At 68.8% G+C, this 23,920-nt stretch carries 9 protein-coding genes; 3 read left to right on the top strand and 6 right to left on the bottom strand.

The features are described 5' to 3' along the window. The first annotated feature begins 6 nt into the window (after positions 1–6). The gene (locus SY2F82_RS20305; protein ID WP_200420512.1) at positions 7–6,180 is read left to right on the top strand and encodes a hypothetical protein; all 6,174 of its coding nucleotides are present in this window, start codon (positions 7–9) and stop codon (positions 6,178–6,180) included. A 63-nt stretch (positions 6,181–6,243) separates the two neighbouring features. Here SY2F82_RS20305 and SY2F82_RS20300 read toward each other — a convergent pair whose 3' ends face one another. Then, the gene (locus tag SY2F82_RS20300; RefSeq protein WP_200420511.1) at positions 6,244–6,720 is read right to left on the bottom strand and encodes an ATP-binding protein; all 477 of its coding nucleotides are present in this window, start codon (positions 6,718–6,720) and stop codon (positions 6,244–6,246) included. Positions 6,721–6,903: 183 nt separating this feature from the next. Here SY2F82_RS20300 and SY2F82_RS20295 point away from each other — a divergent pair, with 183 nt between their 5' ends. Further along, positions 6,904–7,770 (top strand): helix-turn-helix transcriptional regulator, encoded by an 867-nt coding sequence (locus tag SY2F82_RS20295; RefSeq protein WP_200420510.1) that lies wholly within the window; start codon positions 6,904–6,906, stop codon positions 7,768–7,770. Continuing rightward, a complete protein-coding gene (locus tag SY2F82_RS20290; RefSeq protein WP_200420509.1) occupies positions 7,767–7,952 on the top strand; it encodes a DUF397 domain-containing protein in 186 nt (61 codons plus the stop codon). Before SY2F82_RS20295 ends, SY2F82_RS20290 begins: the two co-directional genes overlap by 4 nt. 115 nt (positions 7,953–8,067) lie before the next feature. Here SY2F82_RS20290 and SY2F82_RS20285 read toward each other — a convergent pair whose 3' ends face one another. The 5 genes from SY2F82_RS20285 to SY2F82_RS20265 form a co-directional block, all read right to left on the bottom strand. Further along, positions 8,068–9,318, bottom strand: a complete 1,251-nt coding sequence (locus tag SY2F82_RS20285; RefSeq protein ID WP_200420508.1) for a hypothetical protein — start codon at positions 9,316–9,318, stop codon at positions 8,068–8,070. 67 nt (positions 9,319–9,385) lie between these two features. Next, the gene (locus SY2F82_RS20280; RefSeq protein ID WP_200420507.1) at positions 9,386–13,441 is read right to left on the bottom strand and encodes an Eco57I restriction-modification methylase domain-containing protein; all 4,056 of its coding nucleotides are present in this window, start codon (positions 13,439–13,441) and stop codon (positions 9,386–9,388) included. Continuing rightward, entirely contained in the window at positions 13,441–16,407 is a 2,967-nt protein-coding gene (locus SY2F82_RS20275; protein WP_200420506.1) for a DEAD/DEAH box helicase, read from the bottom strand. The genes SY2F82_RS20280 and SY2F82_RS20275 overlap by 1 nt, the downstream gene beginning before the upstream one ends. 29 nt (positions 16,408–16,436) lie before the next feature. Then, positions 16,437–22,727: a protein kinase gene (locus SY2F82_RS20270; protein ID WP_200420505.1), complete on the bottom strand. Its 6,291-nt coding sequence runs from the start codon at positions 22,725–22,727 to the stop codon at positions 16,437–16,439. Between the two features lie 154 nt (positions 22,728–22,881). Then, positions 22,882–23,271 carry a hypothetical protein gene (locus tag SY2F82_RS20265; RefSeq protein WP_200420504.1) on the bottom strand — a complete coding sequence of 130 codons (390 nt, stop codon included), beginning with the start codon at positions 23,269–23,271 and terminating at the stop codon, positions 22,882–22,884. Between the last annotated feature and the right edge of the window lie 649 nt (positions 23,272–23,920).

The raw sequence follows: 23,920 nt of genomic DNA, 5'->3' as shown, positions 1-23,920 counted from the left end.
GTGTACATGCAGGACCGCTACCGCGTCGTGACGGGGCCGCCCTTGTCCCCGCCGAGCGTCTCGGTCGAGGGCCTTGAAGCCCTGGCCGCCGCGCTCAACGCCCTGGAACACCCGGCTGCCGCAGCCCTGAGTGACCTCACGGTCGGCATGGTGGAACTCGCCTTCAACTCACTGAAGCCCAAGGACCGGCAGGAGTTGCTCGGCAGCCTCGGAATCCGCATGGCAGCCCCTCGACGGGCGGGCAGTGCCCTGTGCCAGGACGTCCTCGCCAGGCTGCGCCGGGAGTCACGGCAGCACACCTGCACCTGCGGCGTCAGGGACCTCACCGTCACCGTGATGAACCAGGTGGGCAGGTTCGTCTTCGCGCAAGACGGCGAGACGGTGCCCGACCCGGTTTCCCGGTGGGGTGCGACGCTGGTTCGGGCCGCGGTGTTCGCGTGGTGCAACGCCTCCGTCGCCGACGCCTATGTCCTCGCTTGGGCGGCCGACCAGGACTGGTTCGCGGCGGCTGACGAGAAGGAGACGGCATGGCTCGCCGCTGTCGGTGACGCGGCGCGGTCCGTTGTGGGGGCGAACCCGGGCTTCGCGCCCGGGGTATCGGAAGACCACGAGCGGCCAGCCGTGGCCGACGGGAAGTATGAGCGCGCTGCCGTCGCCGATGGGCAGACCACGAACGCCCCCGCACCTGAGAACGCCGCAGCGGGCCTTGCTGCCTCGAACGACATGCCCGCGCCGGCGCCCGAAGACGCTCGGACCGAGAAGCTGACGGATCCGGAGGCCGCCTGCCAACAGCTGGAGTCGGCCCTTGCGGTGGCCCGGCGAGCCGCGGAGGGCGTGAGCGGTGCGGTCGCGGACGGCCGCCCTCCGCAGGATGAGGACCTGGTTGCGCTGACCGCACTGGGCTCTGTCTTCGAGAGCGCCCAAGCGGTGTTCCGTGCTGCAGGGATCGAGGGAGTGCGCCGCCGCCTTGAGGACATGACGCACGCCGCACAGGTGCACCGCGCGGCACTCGAACGTGATCTCGAGGCACGCGAGACGCTGCGAGAACTGCTGGACGTCGCATGCCGTCCGGACAGCCCCGCCGCCCCTGCTGCTGAAGCCGTGCGCGGCGCGGCCCGCCGCTTGCTGGACGCACCGGCGTGGGAGCAGACGCAACGGCAGGAGAGCGCTGCGCTCGGCGCCTTGGCGCGGCTCATCCGCCTCGGGCGGCAGACGGACGCCGCGACGGAGATCCTGGCTCTGCAGGAGCAGGTCGTGCGGGTGCTGCCCGCCTGTGCCATGGCCGTGGTCATGGCCCCCGAGCTGACGTTGGCCCAGCCGCAGGGCGCCGACCGCGGACACGTCGAGGCCGAGGCGGACGGCACCGACGACGACACGGCGGGCATCACCTTGCCCGCTGGCTGCACAACGACCGTGGAAGACGGTGCCGCACAGTCGGCCGAGCCGATAGATGGCAGCCCGGCGGGGGAGACCGTAGATCACCACGCAGAAGGGTCCGCGCTCCACTCCTTCGCTGAACCGGACGCCACCGCACCTGCCCGGACGACGGCCTCAGAACCGGTCCGCGCCGACGACGCACAGGCCGCGACACCCGCCGATAGCGACCCGGCACGACCCGCGGACGCGGACGCCGGCTCCCCGGCCGCGTCGAACTCGGCGCCCGCACTCACGCTCACTTCCGTCGCACCGCGCGGCGAGGATGCACCAGCACCGGAAACGCCCGCGGACCTCGGCTCGGCCACGTCCGCGTACGAGAGCGAGGACACAGACGAGGCCGCCGCCGAGCGGGCCCTGGCGCAGCTCGTCGTGGAACGGCGCTTCGGACTCGCCCACCATGTGGCGAAGGCCGCCGGCTGGCCCGAGCCGCAGGTGGCGGTGCTCCGCCTGGCCGGTGCCGCCGCGCAACTCACCGCCGGTGACAGCCAGGGCGTCCGGCTGACCACGGACCTGCTCCGGCAGTACGGCGGATACGCGGGCCGTGACGCGGAGGGCAGCGAACTCCTCCTGCTGCCCGCCCTGCTGCGGACGGCGCTGATCACCGGCGATCACCTGGCGGGCGCTCAGCTCAAGGCTCTGGCGCCGCGGCTGCCGTACCGGCTCGGGGAGGCGGCGACCGCCGTGGCCGACCGTGCCCTCAGCGGTGCATTGATGATCGCCTCCCCGCTCGTCGTCATCGCCGACGTCTCCGAGACGGAGGCCCGGCTGAGGGAGCTGCGCGAGCAATGCCGTGCCCTGCTCGCGCCGCCGAGGCTGCGATTCGCGCGGGCGACGGAGATTGCCAAGCGATGGCTGGCCCCCGAAGACGGGATGCTCGGAACGCTGCTCACGACCGTGGTTCGCGATAACCGCGACGCGGTAGCGCAGGCGCGGGAGCAGGCCGAACGCCTGTCGAAACTGAACGAGATCAACAACGAGATCGACCGCATGGACCGCAAGCACCGCTCGTCCAGCGGCAAACCGCTCCAGGGCTCCGGGCGGCAGGACCTGGTGCATCTCGTGGAGCGAGCCGTCGGCCTGGTGAAAGAATGGTCCCTGGCGGTCGACGGCATCCGTCGCGGCGACCGGTTCGACGGCAACCGGGCGGTCAAGGAGATCTCGGCTCTGCGCCAGTCCCTGCTGGACGGCAGGGAGGCAGTACTGGGCGAACTGGAGCAGCTGGCACGGCGCTCGGGCGCCCTCGCCGCGGCGACGGCATGGGCGGCACGGGCCTCGATGGAGGAGCTGTTCGCTCTTCTGGCTGGTGACACCGCGGTGACCACGCGCCCCGGCGGTTCCATTGCCCCCGAATTCCTGCTGGACGTGGAATTGCTGAAGGTGTGCGACACCCGTGACGAGCAGCCGTCGTTCGACCGGCTCCTCACAGCGGTCGACCGGAGCTGGCAGGACGCCTTCGCCGAGCGGCTCGCCCACGACGCCTTCGCCGCCGCCCGTACCATCGTTGAGCTGGCCGAACGAGGGATGCTGCCCGCCGCGCAGCCCGGGATGTTCACCCAGCCTGCACTCGCCGAGATCGAGGATTTGGAGGCCGCTAGGCGCACGGAGCTGCGCCAGGAACACGACGGACTTGTCGCCGAGTTGCACCGCGCGCAGGCCGATGGCGCCGTGACCGACGACCAGGACCTGCGCCTTCAAGAGCTGCTGGCCGACGCCCGCGGCTGGCTCGATGGCACCGACACCCACGACCTGATGGACGTACGGCGGGCGCTCGACACCGTACGCAGCGACCTGCCCGCCTTCCGGGAACAGGCGGCCGACCGGATCCGGGCCCGGCTTGACGCCTTGGACCTCACCGCGGACGAGCGCGCCCAGGTCCTGCGGCACCTGGACACCGGTGGCCTGGCCACCGCCGCCGACCTCGTCTACTTCCTGGAGATCGGCGAACCCGTTCCGGAGATCGAGACCGGCGAGTCCCACCTGACCGAGTTCTTCCCGGCCGTGCCCGACGGCCTGCCGGGGGGCATCGACCGCGGCCTCGTCGACCTCGTCCGGTCCGGCGGCAAGCACTCGATGCTCCCGGTTTTGGACTACGGCGCCCTCTCCACCGACGAGGCTGCACTGGCGGCCGACGCCCTCGACGAGTGGCGGGAGCTGGCCGCGACTGAGCCGAAGGACCGGCTCCTCGTGTCCGCAAAACGGCAGCTGCTTCCGGCCCTCAAGCTGCTCGGCTACGACGCCAAGAGTGCAAGGCCCCTGGACGAGCGGTCGCATCGCCGACGCGAGCACCGCTTGTTCGAGCTGACTGAGGTGGAGATCAACGGCAGGGCCAAGGCACCCGCTTTCGGCTCGCAGATCAAAGAGCAGGGCGGCACCCTGCGGGTGCTGATGGTCTGGGGCCGTCCGCCCGCCAAGGTCGTCATGAGCCTAGCGGAGCCCGACACCAGCGGGGCGAGTCTTCTCGTTGCCTACTTCGGCACCCTCAGCCGCGAGTCACGTGTCGAACTCGCCGTAGGCTCCAGTGGCTTGCAGCCGCTGCTGGTCGTGGACGATGCCGCCCTCGCCTATCTCGCGGCCCGCGGCAACCGGCAGGTCAGCACGGCCACGCAGACCCTGCTGCCGTTCTCCGGCGTCAACCCGTACATCAGGGAGAAGCGCGGCCGGATCGGCGGGGAGATGTTCTACGGCCGTGACGCCGAACGCAAGAGCATCATCGACCGGCACGGCACACAGGTCATCTTCGGCGGCCGCGGCCTGGGCAAGTCAGCACTGCTCGCCGACGCTGGGGAACGGTTCAGGGAGCAACGCTCCGGCTACCACCACGCGGTGTATGTGAACCTCGACCAGGAGAACATCGGCAAGGGCAGTTCGCTGGGACCGGAAGCGCTCTGGAGCGTCCTGGACAGGAAACTGGCCGAGGCGCAGGTACTGGGCCGGCCTCAGGGCCGCAGGTCGCAGAAGGACACCTCCGAACGGGTGCGCGCCAACATCAGGGCCTGGCTCGACGGAGACTCGCGCCGCCGACTGCTGATCCTGCTCGACGAGTGCGACCAGTTCTTCGAGGCGGACGCGCCCCGCTTCAACCAGACGAAGAAGCTAAAGGGCCTCGGAGACGACACGCAGGACCGCGCCAAGGTCGTCTTCGCCGGGCTGCACTCCGTGCAGCGGTTCTCCAAGCTCGCGAGCAACGGGCCGTTCGGCCACCTCGCGCAGACCCCAAAGGTGATCGGCCCGCTCGCTCCCCAGTTCGCCGCTGAACTACTGGTCGAGCCGATGCGGGCACTCGGCTTCGAGTTCCAAGACATGGACCTCGTGAACCGGGTGCTCGGCTACTGTTCCTACCAGCCGTTCCTGCTCCAGATGTTCGGTCACCGGCTGGTCGAACTGATGCACCGCAAGCGAGTGCGACGCGGAGCCGAGGGACCCTCGTACCCGGTGGAGCTCGCCGACATCGAGATCGTGGAGTCGGACGCCGGGCTCAGGGACAGTATCTCGGCCGCTTTCAAGGACACGTTGAGCCTCGACCACCGCTACGACGTGATTGCCAACGTGCTGGCGTACCACGCCCGCCACCACGGCCTGGAGGTACGGCTGAGCGACGCCGAACTGCGCGAGGAGTGCGAGACGTTCTGGCGCAAGGGCTTCGAACAGCTCGACACCGAGGGCTTCCGCGCCTATCTCTCCGAGATGGTGGGCCTCGGGATCCTCGCTCCCAATCACGACGGCCAGGGCTGGCATCTGCGCGGCCCGAACGCCCTGCGCATGATCGGCACCTCCCACGAGGTGGACGCCCGCCTGCTCAGGGCCGAACAGGACTGCGAACTCCAGGAGAGCATCGTGCAGGAGGGCCGTCCCGAGCTGCCCGACGGTCGGCCGGCTCCACTCACCATCACCCAGCTGGACGATCTTCTCGGCGAGCGATGCAACCAGACGAGAGTCGTCCTCGGCACCTCCGCCACCGGTGTCACCGATGTCGGTGACACCCTGCGTACGGTCGCCGGACGCATCGCTGACTGGAAGCTGCCGCCCGTCGGCAAGCCCAGCGTCTACAAGCAGGAACTCATGGGCGGACGTCCCCGTGAACGGCGCGTCGTCATCAGCGACTTCGCCCGCTACCCGGTGCGGCCCGAGACCTGCCGGGAAGCCGTCGACTTGGCCGAGACGCTGCTGCCCACCACCCCGGGGGTTACCCGCGCGGCCGTCCTGGTCACCGACCCCACCCAGCTGGCCCTGTGGCGCACCCTGCTGACGGGCACGGAACCCACCTCGGCCGCCCCTGTCGTGCTGCGCCGCCATGATCGCCGCAGCCTGCGCGGCTGGGCCCAGCGCGTCGAGATGTTCCACACGGAGGACCGGCTGGACCGCCTCCATGAGCTGACCAGCGGCTGGCCGCTCATGGTCGGCCGAGCGCACCGCCTGCACACCGAACTGGGCGATCCCGATGAGGTGTTGCGCCGCCTGGCCGGCCTGCGCACGGACCGGGCTGAGGCACGCGCCTTCGCCGAGGCGACCGGTGTGTATGCGGACCCGCTGGTCGCGACCGGGTACCGGGCCCTTGACGACGAGTTCGAGGACGGCTCGTTCGATCTGGAGAGTGCGGTGACCGCCGTGGCGGTCCGGATCGAGGACGAGGACGAGGCCCGCTGGATCGTCACCTGCCTCGACGCCCTCCAGGTGTTCGACCGTGAAGGCACCCAGCTGCACCTGGAACCGCTGCTCCGCCAGTGCGTGGCGCTCCGCGGGTGACAGCCGGGGGCAGTGTGTGAACGTACAGGCCGTCCGCGCACCGGGCGGCCGGACTGGTGTGGTTCACGGTTCGGTGGCTGGTGGCCGACCGGGGACGGTGATGTCCACCTCTGCCCATACGGTCTTGCCGCCGGGCGGATACGGCTCGGTGCCCCATCGGTTGGCCAGGGCGGTGACGAGCAGGAGACCACGGCCCGTTTCGGCGTCCGGTGGCGTCTCGAAGTCCGTCGACGTGGCGGGCAGTTGGTCACCCCGGGCGTCGGTGACGGCGATGCGGAGGACGACGACGTCGGCGGACGGGTGGCCGAGGGTGAGTGTGAGGCGGAAGTCGCGGCCTTGGACGCGGCCGTGCAGGACGGCGTTCGCGGCCAGCTCGGCGACGATCTGCTCGGCACGCTCGGTGACGGTGGCGGACACCTCCCAGGAGCGCAGCTGCTCGTAGGTGAGCAGGCGGGCGAGTCGGGCTCCGCGGCGCGTGGACGACAGCTGCTGCGCGAAGGTGCGCAGAGGGGAGCGGAGCTGAGGTGTGGTCGCGTTCATGGGGCCACGGTGGCGGGCGCGCGGGAGCGTGATCCAGGGGTACGGCCCGTACGCTGCGTCAGCGTACGGGCGCATTCCGTGGACGGTACCCGAAACCTCCGGTCACTCTGGGTGTTGTCCAGTGCGGGGACGACGGCAACGGCCGTCGGCGGCCATGCAGGCAGGCATCGGAGGTGACCGCGTATGACGGGCGGTGGCGTGGGGGCGAGTGACGAGCTGACGGTCTGCGAGGCGGAACGGGAGCCGGCCCCGTCGGACAGTTTGCGGACCTTCGGGGCGGTCGTCCAGGCCCTGCGGGAGAACGCGGGGCTCAGCCGGGCCGAGTTCGGCGAGCTGGTGCGGTTCTCGAAGCACACCGTGGAGTCGGTGGAGCTGGGGCGGCGGATGCCGGACGAGTCGTTCGTGGAGCGGGCGGAGGAGGTGCTGGGGAACACCGGGGCGCTGCGAAGGGCGGCTCGGTTTCTGACGAGGGGTGAGGCGGGGCTGGCGACTTGGTTCCGGCGGTGGGCTCGGCTGGAGCGGGTGGCCGTGAGTCTGTGTACGTATGAGTGTCGGTTGGTGCCTGGGCTGTTGCAGTCGGAGGGATATGCGCGGGCCGTGTTCGAGGGCACTATTCCGGTGGTGCCCGACGAACGGCTGGAAGCCCTGGTGTCCGCTCGCTTGGAGCGACAGCAGATGCTGTACGAGCGGCCGACCGTACCATTCAGCTTCATCGTTGAGGAGCACGTCTTCCGACGCCGGTTCGGAGACGTGGCGCTGATGCGGGGCATGCTCGACCACGTGCTGGAGCACAGCGCACCACGCAATGTCACGCTGCAACTTGTGCCGTTGGATGCCGGGCTGCACGCTTGCTTGGACGGTCCTGTACGGCTTCTGGAAACTCCCGAAGGGCGGCGGTTCGCGTACTCCGAGGGACAGCAGAACGGCCGCTTGATCGCCGACGTAAATGAGGTGAGCCTTCTCCAACAACGCTATGACACACTGCGCTCGCAGGCCCTGAACCCCAAAGACTCACGGGGTCTGCTGGAGCGACTGCGAGGAGAGTTATGAACACGACGGAACTCGCTTGGTTCAAGTCCAGCTACAGCGGCAGCCAGGGGGACGACTGCGTGGAGGTGGCCGTCACCGAGCAGGACATTTATGTGCGGGACTCCAAGGATGCGATGCGCACCCCCTTTGCCGTGGGCCGAGACGGCTGGTTGCGCTTCCTGGACTTTGTGGCGGCGGCCTGAAGGCACCGCGTCACGGTGGCAGGCTCGCAGGCGCATGTCACCGTGACGCGTAACTCGGCTCTTCGCAGTTGAGGGTGTAGACGCGCTGCGCACGTGGCTGACGGGCGGCGCTCTCTCAGCCTTCCGCGTCGCGTTTCTCCTCGTCCCTGAGCAGACGGCGCGCTCGCTCGGCGATCCCGCTGGAGAGTTTGCCCGTTACCGAGCTGGCCCGGTCGAGGGTCTCGTTGCCGAGGCTCATGGCGGCTTCGACGCCTTTTGCTCCTGTCTCGAGCGCCTTGTCTCTCGCCTCTGCGGCCGCGTCCACCCATCGTCTCGCCTCCGATGACGGGCGACCAGACTCAATCCCGAGCCGTCCGTGGAAGTCATGGACGCTGGTTGTGACATGGTTGCTCGACTGGACTACAGCCGGGGACTTGGTCGGGTTCAGCAGCACCTTCGCGTTGGCCGTTCCGGCGGCCGCATTCATCCGGGCCACCAGACGCTCAGTGCTCCGCGAGATGAGATCCAGCCGGTTCTGCCGGGCGGCCCGAAGTCCCTGGCGATGCCGGTCCAGCTCCTCCGGAGTCGTGTCCAGCACTCGATCGAGTTCGAGCACGGCGATCCCGTCCTGCAGTTGGAAGCAACGAGCCAGAACAGCGAGCCACTCCTGAGCCTTGGATTCTGCTTCCTTGGCCGTCGTGGCGAGGTCACCGATCTTGGTCTTGCGCTCCATCTTCTCCGCGAGTGCGTCGAGTTGACGCAACGCGTAGGCCTGGGTTCGCGCGATCGTCGCCGACGTGGCCTGCACCTTCGACCACGTGACCTCGGAGACCCGGCCCACCTGCTCTCGGATGGTCATGGCCTCCTCGATGACGAGGTCCACTCCGATCATGTCCGCCAACACAGCGTCCTTCTGGGCGCGGAGCACGTCGTCGACCTTCTCGTCGATCGTGGCGAGATAGTCGGTGATCTCGTCCATGGTCTGCTGCATCGCGAGCTGTGCCATGATCCCCGCGGCACCAGACAGAAGCGCCGGGTTGGTCAGGAACGAGCCGGCCCCCTTTTCGATCTGGAGCCATGACTTGATTGAGCCGGGCTTCCCCACCATCGCATGGCTGACGCCTGGCGTCTTGCTTTCCATCAGCCCGAACTTCTTCACACGCTCTGCGGACTCCTGGGTCAGCTTCACCCAGCGACCGGAGTTGGCGGCAATCTCCGAGCCTGCCTGCGCGACTTCAGCCCCGGTGCCGAAGACGGACTTGAGCCGTTGCAGTCCGAGGTCCTTCGACGGCAGTCCCTCCGAGACGAGGAAGCGTTCGACATCCGTCGCATTCCCGATGACCGCCAGTCCATCACCGTCACTGATCAGCTGAATCTCGTTGTCCATTGCCCGCTCCTGAAGTGGCTTCTCGCAGTTGAGGGTGGTCTGGGTGCGCGCGGCGATCGCCGGGCGGTCAGGCGGGGTGACGGGGGCCGTGGCCCGGGGGCGGGGTCAGGGTGGAGGTGTAGTTCTCGCCGTCCACCAATGGGTTCTCCAGGCTGACTCCGGCTGCGGCCATGCGGTCGTACTCGGCGAGGATTAGTTCCTTGGTGCGGTAGGTGCCATACTTTGTGACGTCTTTCTGCATGACGATCGGGAACGTCTCCATGATGTATTCGACGTCTTCACGCTGGATACCGTAAAGGTGGAAAAATAGTGCGTCCAGCTCCGCCCGGATGATCGCACGACGGTCTTCGTTCCATCGGAACGGTTCGCTATCGTCGCCCAAGTCCTTGGCAAAGGGGGCTATGTCATAGGCGGTGTACGTGAGCTCTAGGACCCGCGGATTGATAAATGCTTTGTGAGGGTCGAGCTGGGTAGGTGTCAACGCGGGAAGTTGCATGATGTAGCCGTACGTGAGATGCGTTCCGCCGATCTTCTGACGAGCAGCGTAATCGAGAGCAAAGGAGGAGAGTTGCGCGGTGAGAAGACTGCAGTTCTCAGCGGCTCCTGTGAACGAAATCGGGTAAGTATGACCTACGGCGGCGAGAGGAATTACCGCGTTGATCGTTGTTCGCTCATCGGTGGCACGGCAGATGTCGCGCCAGCCAAGAAGCCACTCTTTTTCCCAGCCCTTGCTGTGAAGCTTGGCTTTGACCTCGTGACCAGGAACCCAATAGCGGGGGAGTACTGAGAAATGTGCGTCCTGTTTGGATTCGGGTGCGGTCCGTGGGAGGACAGCATCTACACGCCCGGCGGGACGATCGCGGTAGTCGCCGAATCGGTGATCATAGTGGTGCACCATTTTCGCTTCATACAATGGCACAAATCGCCGATCATTGCGGGTGAAGGTGTTGCTGGTAAGAGCCCATCCGTCGCCTATTAGTTCCTCGCGAGTGCGGAAGAGTCCAGAATCATTCGCCATGTCGAACATGCGCATGAAGGTTAGGCCCCAGGGGTTGCCGCCCTCATGGCCATTCGCATTGGACTCCTTGATCAAAACAGGCACGCGCCGGTAGATGCCAAGGGTAATATCAGCATCTCGGCTCGTCTTGAATACGGGGCAGCTTCCAGTGTTTGGATTAACTAGTGCAATTTCCTCCGGAGAAAGCTCGAAGGTCCTGCCGGCGTCGTCAAGTTCGCTGGGTAGCCCGAGGTCGAAGGCGAACCTGACTGTCCGTTGTCTTACGGCACGGCCGCTGATTGAAATCAAGCAGAACCTAACATCTCCGTGGCCCACATTTCTGAAGAGTCCACGATTGTTGCGGAACCCGAGAACGTGCACGAGTTGGTGAGAATCAATAACATCCCGAATGAAGGGAGCCGTCGTTGCATCGCTCACAATGCCGGTCGGCACAATCATTCCGAGACGTCCTGTCATGTCCAGTAGCGACCGATTGGTCTCTACAAAGACCGCATATGTGTTGATGTCGCCTCGGCCGGTGAGGGGATATCGCTGAGAGCTGCGCAAGATTTGACTCTCGCCTTCCGCCTGGCGTTTGGCAGAGATAAATTCCTGGTGCAACTCAGGATTTGTCTTCACCAGAACTGCGATGAGTTTCTTGCGGGCTGCCGCGTTCGGTGCCGTTGCGATGGCTGCGTCGCGCTGAGCGAAGAACTCCTGCTCCTGGAGCTTGATGCGTTCCCACGGCGGGTTGCCCAGCACGCAGGAGAAGCCACCAGTCCACCCCGTGGAGGAGTCCGTTTCAGGCTCTGCCGTCTCGGAGACCTGGAAGACCTCGGGGAACTCCAAATGCCAGTGGAAGAACCTGTACCGCCCCGCCAGCCGGATGATCTCCTCATTCGTGCTGACAGGTATCCCAGCCCCCGGGCTCTGAAGGTCGCGGAACACCCCCTCCGTCACCGGCGTAGGCGCCCCTGGCCATTTCGGCCACACGAAGGCCGCGCACCAGGCATCGGCAATGTGCATCGCGCGGAGGTAGTCCGCCGACTGCTCCAGCTCCCGGAAGCGGCTGGACTGGAGGCGGACATCCCGGAGGGTGTCGGCGCGGGCCCCGGTGATCTCGCGCAGGCTCTCGGCAAAGGCAGCGTTCGACACCCAGATGCGTTCCTCGGTGTGGAAGCTGAGCTGCCCGCCCCGCTCGGCGGCGTTCCGCTTCCTAATCGCCGCCGCGATCTTCTTGTCGTCGCCCTCGATCGGCTTGAACGCGTCGTCCGGGATGCCCTTGGCCAGCAGAGCCGGCGTCGCCCCAATAAGTGCGTTGCCGTGCTTGATGTGCGCGTCGAGGAAGCCCAGCGGCTTGCCCGGCTCCAGGGCCTCCAGCCACAACGACACCTTGGCCAGCTCAACCGCCATCGGGTTGAGGTCCACGCCGTAGACGCACCGTGCGACGACCTCATGCAACGCATGCCGCACCGCATCGATCGTCGGCTCCGGGTTCTGCTCCCGCACCGCCGCAACCCGCTTCGCGATACGACGCGCCGCAGCCACCAGGAAGTGGCCGGACCCGCACGCCGGGTCGCACACCGTCAGGTTCAGCAGCTCCTCGACGATTGCCGGGCCGGCGTCCGGCTGGCCCGAACGCGTCGCTCGGATCTCGCCGCGCTTGACCGCGTCGTCGATCACCGGGTCCAGCGCCGAATCGAGCAGGCACTCGATGAGCGAAGACGGCGTGTAGTACGACCCCGTCGTCTTACGCGCATTACCCGCCAGCTCCACCAACTCAAAGGTGCGCTCAGTCGCGTTGTGCTTCGGGACCAGCTCCAGCAGCGACTCGTAGATCGAACCCAACTCCTCGGCGTCCAGGTGGCGGTAGTCCACCACCCGGTTCCGCCGCGAGTCGGTGTCCCGCACGATCGATAGCGCCCGCACCGCCTTCAGCAGAGGCTCATTCGACAGCGACAGCCCGTGCAGGACCTTGTCCGCCTCCGTGTCGTCGAAGATGCCGCCCAGGCCCGGCAGACCCAGCTCCGGGAGGCCGTCGTCGTTGCCGAGCCCCGACAGCACGAAGCGCAGAGCCCGGTACAGGTCCCCATGAGCCGTGCCCCGGCGTCGCTGGGCGTGCCGACGCAGCCGGGCCGACGAGAAGTACGCCGCGTACCGTTCCTTGGACCTCTCATCCGCCGACGGCGACAGCAGGACCTCCCGGTCCTCCGCCACGAACAGGAACAGCAACCGGTACACCAGGCGCAGCAGCGCGTAGTGGAACGTCTTGACGTCCAGCTCCTCCCGCAGCTCTCGGTTGTCCGGGTGTTTCAGGAAGCCCGTGCCCAGCGTCGTGATCGCCGTCTGCACGCCCTTGCGGAGCTGGTCCAGCGCCCGCGTCCCAGACGCGATTGCCTCCGTCCGCCACTTCTCCAGCCAGCACGCCGACGGCGCCGCGTCCTCCGCGACCTCGAACCGCGACACGTGCAGCAGCCGGTACAGCAGCACGAACTCGCTGAACAGCTCGCCGTCGAAGATCGCCTCAAGGTCGAACTCGACGTACGACGCCGTGGCCAGCGCGCTGGAGTCCCGCAGCAACCGCACCTGGCGCCCGTTCGTCAGGACGCCCCACAGGTGGGCCTCCGTCCGGTTCAGGCACTCCTGAAGCATCGACTGCGGCGGGACCGTGCCCGCGCCGCCCGGGCGCTTGTCCAGGTTGGCGTTCCACGGCGTCTGGTGGATCAGCACGTGCCGCCAGCGGTGCGAGACCTGGAAGGTCTTCTCCGCATCCGAGTCGGCCGTCACGCCCGTCGTTCCCAGCGCCGTCAGCCGGCCGAAGCCCAGCTCCCGCCACAGCGGCGCCAGCCAGTCGGTGTCTGCGACGCCCGTCGGGTCGGCGGCCGGGAGACCCGTGTCCGGGTCCTCCGGCAGACGCTTGCGCAGGTCGCGCCAGAGCGGCTTGAGGTACTCCCAGCTGCGCTCGGCCTCGTCCCGGACCGAACGGGAGGACGGCAGGCCGTAGTCGGCGGGCTTCGAGCCCGGCACGTCCTTGCCCTCGGAGATCCGGACCAGCATGTCGGCCGGGAGCAGCGCGCCGACCGTGTGGACGGCGGAGAACACCTGGTTGCGGGTGGTGGCGGACATCAGGCGGACACTCCAGCGGAAGCGGGGGAACCAGCAGCGGAATCAGCGGGGGTGGCGGGCAGGTAGACGTACGCGCCGAGGACGTCGGCGGGCTTCTGCGCGGTGACGGACAAGCCGCGGACGATCTCACCGGACGCGGCGCGCACTCGGCGGTGGGACGCGTCCAGCTCGGCGGCCAGCTCCTCGCCGTATGCCTCCAAGTGCGAGGACACCTCGTCCAGCTGCCCCAGGATCCGGGTCATCGTGCGCTCGCCGAAGTGCGCGTCCGTGTTGTCCGACGCCGTCGCCTCCAGCAGCGCCACCGCCTCCTCCTGCGGCAGCCACACCGCGTTCTTCGGGGAACCCTGGAAGGCCAGCAGCCGCGCGTCCTCTGCGACCAGCTGCTTCTCGCCGCTCCGCGACGGCAAGGTCAGATGGAACCGGTAGCGGACCAGCAGAAGCGTCGTGCGCGTCGCCACCGCGTCCGTCGTGATGACGCCGCAGCGGCGCGCCGGGCGTGCACCATCCGCCTGGGTGTCCAGGGCGGCGTTCAGGACGTGCGCGGCGAGAGCGCCGACCACCGGGTCGGTGCGCACCAGAGCCGCCTCGCCGCGCCCGATCGCCGGATCGCTGCGGAACGGGATCGGACGGTCCTTCTCGATCGTGTCCGCACCCACCACCGCGGCCAGGGCATCCCGGAGTCCCGCCGGCGTGCCGCCGACCTCGGCCGTGAAGTCCTCGCCGCTGTCCCGGATCACCGCGTTCAGGGCCGCCAGCGACTCCCGTACGAAGGTGTGGATCTCACCCGCGCCGCCCAGCGCCTCCCTGATCGACGCCACCTCGCGGGCCACCTCCTCGGGGTGGATGGACCGCTGCGCGAACCGCGACCGCGACGCCTTCTCGCGCTCCGCCGCCGAGTTCCAGTCCTTCTCCAGGTCCGCGAAGCTCTGCTGGAAGGCGTCCGACTCGAACAGCGCTTCCTGTTCGCCCTGCCGGCCGCGCAGCAGCAGCCACTCGACGATCGCGTCCGTCACTCCCGTGGACATCTCGTCCGGAACGGAGACGGAGATGCCGAGGTCCTTCTTGATCTGCCGGTGCTTCTTGATCAGCACCTCCAGCACCTTGCCGTCGATGCCGTTGTCCTCGCCGTACAGGGTGATGACGCGGACCTGGTCCCGCTTCTGGCCGTAGCGGTCGACGCGGCCCTCCCGCTGGTCGTGGCGGGTCGGGTTCCAGGCCAGGTCGTAGTGGACGACTGCGTCGAAGTGGTGCTGGAGGTTCACGCCCTCGGACAGGCAGTCCGTGGCGATCAGGACCCGGCGCGCGGCGGCGTCCTCGCCCGCCTCCGCCGCCAGCTGCTCGATGCGCTCCACGCGCTGCTGCGGGGACAGCGTGCCCGTCACCGCCTTGACCACGGCCTTCGCACCGAGCGGGCCGCGCTTCTTGTTACCGTCTGCGTTCGTGTTGCCCAACTGCTCCGCCAGGTACTCGGCGGTGGGGATGTAGCGGCAGAAGACGATGGGGTTGTGGCCGTCGGCCAGCAACGCCTTGAGATGCTTGATGAGCGCCTTGAGCTTGAGGTCCCCGTCCGGTCCCTCCAACTGCTCAGCCCGCCGGGCGAGTTCGGCCAGCCGCGAGCCGGCGTTCTCCTCCGTCTCCGCACCCGGCGCCACGTCCATGCCTTCCAGCGCGTCGCTGTCCGCCGCGTCACTGGTCAGCGGGGCGCCGAGCCGGTCGGCCTCCTCCGCCGATGCCGCCACCGCCGCCGCGGAGCGCGTACGCAGCGTCTGGGCGGCGGCCCGGGGCGACGACACCAGCGAGCGCAGCAGGGCGATCGCCGACCACCAGGCGATCCGCGCCTCCCGCCGACCCCGGCTGTCGGCCGCCTCCACGCGCTCACTCGCGTACGCGATCGCGTCATCCAGCAGCGCCCGGTACTCCGGCGACAGCTTGTACGTCTCGTCCTTGAAGTAGCGGTCGGAGGGGAACGCGGTGCGCTCGGCGAGCGAGTCGTCGCCGAGGCCGTCCTCCTTGGTGAGGTACTGGCGTACGTCGGCCCGCTTGCGCGCCACGAAGTGCTGGGCCAGGAGCCTCCTGCCCGCGTCCGTCTCCAGGTCCACGGACGCCAGTTCGGGCTTGACCAGGCCCAGCAGATTACGGAACGCCGACTCCTTGCCGCTGTGCGGCGTCGCCGTCACCAGGATCAGGTGGCGGGTGGCATCCTCCGCGACCCGGCGCAGCAGTTCGTAGCGGAGCTGGTTCTGGGCGCTCGCAGACGTGTCGTCGGCGGCCACACAAGTGTGTGCCTCGTCCACGATCACCAGGTCGGGACAGTGGCGTACGAAGTCGTCACGGTGGCGCGTGGACTTGATGAAGTCCGTGGAGACGACGACGTTCGGGTACTTGTCGAACAAGGACTGGCCCAGGTCCAGGCCCCGTTCGAGGCGGGACACGGTAGAGGCGAGGACCAGCTCCGCGTCGATGGCGAACTTGGTACGCAGCTCCTGCTGCCACTGCTCGGCCAGCGCCGGGGAACACAGCACTGCCAGGCCGGTCGCCTCGCCCTGCGCGAGGAGTTCGCTCGCGATCAGGCCCGCCTCGATCGTCTTGCCGATGCCGACGTCGTCGGAGATCAGCATGCGGACCGTCTTCTGCCGCAGGGCCATCAGGAGCGGTACGAGCTGGTACGCGCGGGGTTCCACCGCGATGCCGGCCAGCGAGCGGAACGGGCCCGCGCCGGAGCGGAAGCCGACCCGAAGTGCCGTGCGCAGCAGGCCCGCCGCGCGCTGGTCGCCGAGGTCGCCGGGCTCCGGAGGAGCGAACTCGGCGCCCTTCACCTCTTCGAACGCCGGGAACACGGCGGCGATGTCGTCGTCGGAGCCGCCCAGCGGGCGCAGCACCAGCAGGTCGGGCTCGCTCTCGGGGAGGACCACCCATTCGCGGCCGCGGGCCGTCACCAGAGAGCCGACGGAGTACGTGAGTGCCATGTACGTAGCCAAGTCCTTGCGATACGGGATCAGTTGGTGGAGGGCGTGCCGAAGTAGCGGGCGTGGGCCGCCGCGATGGCGTCCCAGTCGCCGTCGTGCGGGAAGCGGACGACCTCCCAGCTCGCGTCGAACAGGCGGTCCTCGGCGTCCTCGTCCCGCAGCGTGTTCCGCTCCTTGTCCGGGGTGTCGACGAAGACCGCGACTTTCACCCCCGGCAGGCGGTACACGAAGTCCGGGCCGGCGTTCGCCTCCCGCAGGAAGACGTCCTTCTCGTCCGGCAGGCGCAGACCGCGGGCCTTTGCCCAGCCCAGGAAGTCACCCTGCGCGGCCAGTTCGGCGGCCGACGCCTCGACGGCCGTGGGCTCGGCAGGGTCCTCGTCGAGCAGCCGCCGGTACTGCTCCGAACGGGACTCGCCGCGCGGGTCGCGCCGCGCCGTCGCCGAGGCGAGCCGCATCAGCAGGTCCCGTGCCGCGTGGCGGTTGATGAGGGCGTGGTTGAGCTGGTTGCCGTACGTCAGCAGGCACTCGTAGCAGCCGAGCGCGCACGGCCGGTCGGGGTGCGGGCCGCCCAGGTCGGTGCCGTTCTCGTCGAAGTGGCAGATCGACAGGGCGTACTGGGCCGCCTTCGCCAGGGCGTCCTGCTCCGCCTGGAGGCGGCGCAGCACACCCGCGCCGCCCTCGGCGGCCTCCGTGAACAGGATCCGGCCCCGCGGTCCGTCCTCCGGCGGCAGCAGTTCGCCGGTCAGCTCGGCGTCCTCCAGCTCGAACGCGGCCTCGATGCCCCGCTCGAGCGCGTACATGAGGGACAGCGCCACCGGCTCGTCCAGCGGCTCGTCGAGGGTGACGACGAGGATGTTGCGGCGGTCCTCCACGTACGGGATGACCCGCTTCTTGCGGCGCCGCTCCTTGCCGTCCTCGTCGACCACCGGCAGCTCGCTGGAGTCGCCGGACGCCTCGGCGGCGTCCTTGTCGTTCATCCAGCGGCCGTCGGCCAGGTCGAGCCAGTAACCCGGCGGCTCGTCCCGCTTGGCCCGCACCCGGCCGATGTTGGTGATGCGCACGGTCGCCGAGTCGCCGTACGCCAGGTCGGCGATCGGCGCGCCCGAGGTGTCGGAGACCGACGCGTCGAGACGGCCCCTGCGGGTTCCGTGGTCCTGGAAGCGGTAGGACGTCTCCAGCCTGAAGCCGGCGCGGCGCCGCTCCTCCTCGTCGGAGGAGATCCGCTCCCGCCGCGTGGTGTACACGGTGTGCAGCTGCAGCAGGCCGTAGGTCGCCGCGCCCAGCGGCTCCCCGCACATCTCGCAGCGGTCCTGGCGCTCCTCCGGATCGTGGTGGTAGCCGCAGTGCGCGCAGCGGCGCGCCTCGCTGGTCGCCAGGTCGCCGGAGGAGTCCGGCGGCAGCTGGATACGGGTCACCTGGTAGCGGGCGCCCTCGTGGTAGATGAGCGCGCCGGGCCCGAACTCGCGGATGGCGAGGAAGCGGGGCCGCTGGAGGTAGTCTCCCTCGCCGCGGCGGCGGCCGACCGTGGGGATGTACGCGGCCAGCGGCAGGCGGGGGAAGCTGTAGCCGGGCAGGAAACCCTCGGAGGCGAGATAGCGGTACGGGTTGAAGTCGGACAGGACCGACTTGCTGTCGACGCTCTCGTTCATCAGCAGGTTCAGCTGCGTCTCCGCCTCGCGGCGGCGGGTGTTGGCCCGGTTGCGGTCGCCCTCGGTGAGGCTGTAGTCCAGGCGCCGCTTGTTCTGGATGTACTGGTCGTCGAGTGCGGCGCGGAACAGCTGCCGCCACCGGTCGAAGGCCCGGTCGAACCGCTCCGGAACCGTCCGTACCCGGTCCTGGACCCAGTCGTCGTGCCACCACGTGGTCTCGGCGAAGTCGGGCAGCAGCGGCCCGAGCACCCGCAGCGCCGCGTCCACCGTGCGGTGTTGCGCGCTCTCGTCCAGGGAGGCCGCGAGGATGTCGGGCTGAAGCTCCAGCGCGGGGTTCGGGCGGTCGCCGGTGTCCGGGTAGGACACGTCGAGGACCTCGGGTATCGCGCGGCCCAGCTTCAGGCCCGCCTCCGCGATCCATATGCCCTGGAGGTGAGAGAGGACCAGGTCCTCGTTGGCGAGGTCCAGACGCGGCGGTGCCACCGCGCCCGCCACCATCCGCTCCGAACGGCGGAAGTAGTACTGGTCGTGGCTGTTGCCCGTCGCGCAGTACGTCGTCACCAGCGCAGGCTGGCCGCTGCGGCCCGCACGGCCGGAGCGCTGCGCGTAGTTCGCGGGCGTGGGCGGCACGTTGCGCATCATCACCGCGTTGAGGGAGGAGATGTCGACGCCCAGCTCCATCGTCGGCGAGCAGTACAGCAGCTTCAACTCCGCCTTGCGGAAAGCCTCCTCGCGCCGCTCCCGCTCCTCCGGAGCCACCTGCGCGGTGTGCTCGCGCGCGAACAGGCCGGACAGCGCGCTCGCCGCCTCCTTGTACAGGTCGCGGAAGAAGGTGTTCACCCGTGGACCGTCGCCGCTCTGATAGGTGCGCGTCAACGGGTCGTGCGTGCCCGTCTCGCCCTTGCCCGCACGCCAGATCAGCGACTGGGCGGCCACCCGGTAGCCCGTCGCGGACGGTGTACTGGGCCTGCGGTAGCGCCCCGCTCGCTGCGGGGCCTCCGAAACCTCCTTCACCAGGCCCGCCTTGGCCAGGACCTTCAACAGCTCCTCGATGACGAGCTGCAGGTCTTCGAGGGGGAGAGCCTTGAACGACGTGTCGGCGCGCTTCAGGTACTTGCCGAACTTGCCGCGGGCGGACAGGAACAGAGCCGACCGGTCCAGACCGGGGCGGGACGGATGGGGATAGGCCGTGCCGACGCGCGGCCGGTCGGAGGCCGACAGCACCCACGGGTCCACCAGCCGCTCCTCGCTCGCCCGCTGCAACGAGTCGAAGTCGTCACGGAAGTACGACACGTCGATGGCCAGGGAGCGGCGCATCTCGTTGAGCAGCGCCTTCATGATCTCCGTCCGCAGCGCCGGATCGGCGTCCCGCAGCGCGGCGTGGGTGTGATCCCAGCGGTCCTGCTTGTCCGCGAGCCATCGCAGGTCCTCGTAGTCGATCTCGAGCAGACCCGTCTGCTCCAAGTTGGGCATGGTGATGCGCCAGCCGCGCTCCAGGTCGAGGTAGAGCCGGAAGGCGATCACGTCGCGCAGCGTCTTGGCCGCGGCCTTGGCGAGCGACGGCGGCAGGTCGCCGTCGCCCGTGTAGTCGGCGGGCTCGATCGCGAGCGCGTTCGTCACCGCGGAGGCCAGTTCCTCGTGGTGGAGGCCGTCTTCGCCCGCGTCCAGAGCGGCCCGGTACAGGGCCCCGCGCAGCTGGGTGATCTGCACGAAGTCGTTGAAATGGCCGGCCTGGAGGGAGGCGTCCTGGCGGTTGTCCACGAACGTGAGGAGCTTGCGGGCCTCCTTGTCCAGCGCCTCCTCCGGCACGGACTTCAGGGACCGCACCACCGATGCGGAGATGAGCGAGGTGGCGGAGGAGCGGCCCTCCTGGTCCAGGGTCGCCAGTTTCGCGAAGTCCCGGCCGCGCGTCTGCTCGTACGCCACACCGCAGTGCAGGCAGAACAGGAACGGCGACGGGATGAACGCGGCGTGCAACTCGCCGCGGCCCTCGTAGCCGCGCGGGTCGACCGTCACGGCGCGCGGCACCCGGTCGCGGAACGCCTTCTTGACGATCTCCTGACCCTTGTCGTCCAGCTCCAGCCAGGACTCCGGCAGCCGGCGGTCGTCGACGGCGTACTGGACGCTGGACGGCCAGGCCCGCTCGTGGTCGATGTAGAGGTAGCCGTCGCCCTGGCGCCCGCCCGTGGCGGAGGTGTCCCGGCGGGCCTCGTAGCGGACCTCGCCGTCCTTCTCGGTGCGCCAGACCGTCAGATACTCCTGGCCGCACTCCCGACAGAACGCGAGCGGCATCAGCACCTTGCCGCCGCTGCCCGGCTGTTCCAGCTGGTAGGAGCGGGTGAGGTGGCGGGAGAGCTTGTCCTCCAGGGTGACGTACACGGTGTCGCCCTTGGAGAGGAACTGGTGCAGCCTGAACGCGAACAGGGGGCGGTCCGTGACCGGATGCCTGGCCTGCGAACCGGCCTCCAGGGTCGCCTCGATGGCCTTCACACAGTCGTCCTTGGGGACGCCCGACTGCTCGGCCAGCTCACGCGCCGCGACCTCGATCTTCGTGGGCTGCCGACGCACCAGCCGGCCCGTCGCCTCGTCCGTGGCCAGGCCGAAGCGCGTCTCGATCCAGCGGGCCAGCGGGTCGCGCACCAGCTCGTCGTACGCGCGGGGCGAGGCCGGCGAGGTCAGGCGTTCGGCGGGAACGGCGTCGGGCGCCTCCTCCGTCGCGCGAACCAGCGTCTCGCCGATGACGTGCTCCGAACTGACGGGCGTACCGAACAGCGTGCTCGCCACACCGGCGACGACCTTCTTCTGGTCCTCGACGGTGCCTTCGGTCGACATGGTGGCCGAGGTGCCGATGCACTGCACGTGCGGTGCCTGGCAGGCCTCGCGGACCCGGCGGATCAGCAGGGCCACGTCGGCGCCCTGCCGGCCGCGATAGGTGTGCAGTTCGTCGAAGACCAGGAACTCCAGGCCCTTCGCCATCCTGATGAGGCTGGCCCGGTCGGCGGGCCGGGTGAGCATCAGTTCCAGCATCACGTAGTTGGTGAGCAGGATGTCCGGCGGGTTGTCGCGGATCTCCTTGCGCTTCTCGTCGTCCTCCTGGCCCGTGTAGCGGGCGAAGGTGACCGGTTCGCGGCCCGGGCCGTAGCCGTCCCGAAGGTACTTCTCCAGTTCCTTGAGCTGGCTGTTGGCGAGCGCGTTCATCGGATACACGATGATGGCGCGCACCCGCTTCAGTGCCGTGGGACCTTCGGCGTCCCGCTCGTGCAGCACCCGGTTGACGATCGGGACGATGTAGGAGAGCGACTTGCCGGAACCGGTGCCGGTCGTCAGCACGTACGAGGCACCGCGGTCGGCGGCCTCGATCGCCTCTCGCTGATGCCGGTGCAGGGTGAGCGGCCGGCCGTCCGGGACCGTGCCGCCTTCCGTCTTGCCCGCCTGGAAGATGCGGGCGCACTCCGGGTGCAGGACCTTCTCGCCGACCAGTTCCGCGACCGTCCCGCCGCTCTGGAAGAACGGGTTGAGCGACAGCCACGGGTCGGGCCACTGGGACTTGTCGTCGAGGTCCTTCTCCACGAAGGCGGCGATGCGGTCGTCGCGGATCACCGTGCCACCCTCGGTGAAGGAGCGGTAGTCCTTGATGAGTGCGCGGTGCACGCCGAACACGTCCATCGCCGTGCCGGAGGCGGTGACCGGGGCCGGCCGCGGGGCGGGGGCGGAGGCGGTTGTGGTCGTGCGGGTACCGGTCGTGCGCAGGGGCCGCGTCGGGTCGAGGGCACTCCAGTGGGGGAGCCGAGCCGTGTCCCCGTCCTGCACGGCCAACGGGAGCAGCGTGTCACGGACTTCGGCTGCGTCGGCCGGACGGTCCGCCGGGTCCTTCGCCAGCAGCCGTCCGACGAGGCGGATCAGTTCGGCGGGTATCTCGCTGCGGATGACGGCGAGGGGCGTCGGTTCGGCCTCGAGGTGTTTGCGCGCGAGTTCGTACGGCGACTCGCTGGTGAAGGGCGGTACGCCGACGAGCATCTCGTACAGCACACAGCCCAACGCGTACAGGTCGGCTGCCTGAGTGACCTGCCGGGCCTGGAACTGCTCGGGAGCCATGTAGCGGGCGGTGCCGACGCTGACACCCGTGCTGGTGAGCCGTGCCTCGTCCGGATCGTCGACGATGCGGCCCATGCCGAAGTCGAGGACCTTCACGGTCCCGCCTCGGGTCAGCATGACGTTCGCGGGCTTCAGGTCGCGGTGCACCACATCGGCGGCGTGTGCCGTGGCGAGGCCGTCGGCTATCTGTGCGCCGACGGCGGCCACCCAGGAGATGGGCAGCTGACGTTCCTCCTCGATGAGGTCGCGCAGCGTCTCGCCGTCCAGGAACTCCATCGCCAGGTACGGCAGTCCACCGTCCTCGCTGACGCCGCCGGCGATGAGCCGGGTCAGGTTCGGGTGTTCGAGACGACGCATGATGCGGACCTCGCGGGCGAAGCGCTCGACCGCCTTGGTGTCCGCACCGGTGTCGATCAGCGCGCCCGTCCGGCGTCGCAGGATCGTCTTCACCGCGACCATGCGTTCGGGGCTGCCCTCGGGGGCCTGGAGGTCCTCGGCCCGGTGAACCTCCCCCATGTTGCCCTTGCCGATGACCTGTCCGATGCGGAACCTGCCATCGATCAGCTCGTGGCTCACGGGCTCTCCTCTGCGCTCATCTCGCTGCCCCAAGGGTCTTGACCCCCTGCACGTGACGCCGCTTCGCTCATGTGGTGTCACAGAGCGCAGTGCGATCCCGGGTACCGTACACGAAAGGTGCCATCTTTTATAGGCGTACGATCCGTTGACACTGTCAACGCGTCACCTCTACGCTGCGCCCGTGTAGTTGGGCTGGGGGGTGGACGATATGCGGCATCAGGTGGCCGGAGCCCAGGGCGCGCCCGTGACGAAAGCCGTACTGGCCGAGCTGCTGACTCGCCTTCGGCGCGCTGCCGTTGACGGCGCGGTGCCGGACGAGGTGTTCACGGCGCACGCGCAGCGACTCGGGCTCGGCGACGCCGAACGTCGGCGGCTGCGAGATGAGCTGGGCAGGGTGGGGCTCCCTGTCCGGAAATCGGTGGTGCATACAGACATCGACCGTCCGAGTGTGGAAAAGGTTGCACGGAACCGTGGAGAAAATGTGTTCCCCTGGCTTGATCCGGTCGGGGCGCTGCTGTTGCGCTACACAGATGCCGAGGGACATGTGACATCCCGGGCCCCGGACGATGTGGTACGGCCGGGCTCGGTTGACCGTAGGAGGCAGTCGCAGCTGGAGAGGCGAGGCGGCGTCCGGGACTGCACCGCCGCTAAGACGACGCTGGGCTTCTCGACTTCAGCGGTGGCGTCAAGACTCCGGCGGCCGCGTAACCGACGCAATTCTCCACTCGGCCACCGAGGCGAGCCGCAAGATCCGCGGACGGGGCGCGTGGCGCTGAGCAACGGCGAGTACTTCAAGACGAATGGCTGCCAGGAGTGGAAGCGGGTCGGTTGAACGGCCGTCGGACGGCGACCGACCCGCATAGCACCCAGTCGGCGGGCGTTTTCGCTGGTGACGTCCGCCGTAGGACTACGAAGGCGGCAATTTCCTGCTTTACCATCAGGGCGATCACCGTGACCGGACCGATTGGGGAGGGAACCGGGCGTGCACGGTGGAGGGGGAGGACTGTTCGATGACAACGGAGCCTGCAGCCTCAGGGGAACTGGAAGACCTGAGGCGTGCGGAACTGGAGCGGCGGGTGCAGCGTCGCCGGGCCCGGGAGAGCGGCGCTATCGCCCCTCTGCGTGCTCGGCGCCGTGCCGCTGCAGGTGCCGCTCCGTCGGGGCTGCGGACCGACCTGGCCACGAACGAGCCG

This window comes from Streptomyces sp. Y2F8-2 (assembly GCF_014905555.1).
Taxonomy (GTDB): Bacteria; Actinomycetota; Actinomycetes; order Streptomycetales; family Streptomycetaceae; genus Streptomyces; species Streptomyces cynarae.
This window is presented reverse-complemented; position numbering and strand designations above follow the sequence as displayed.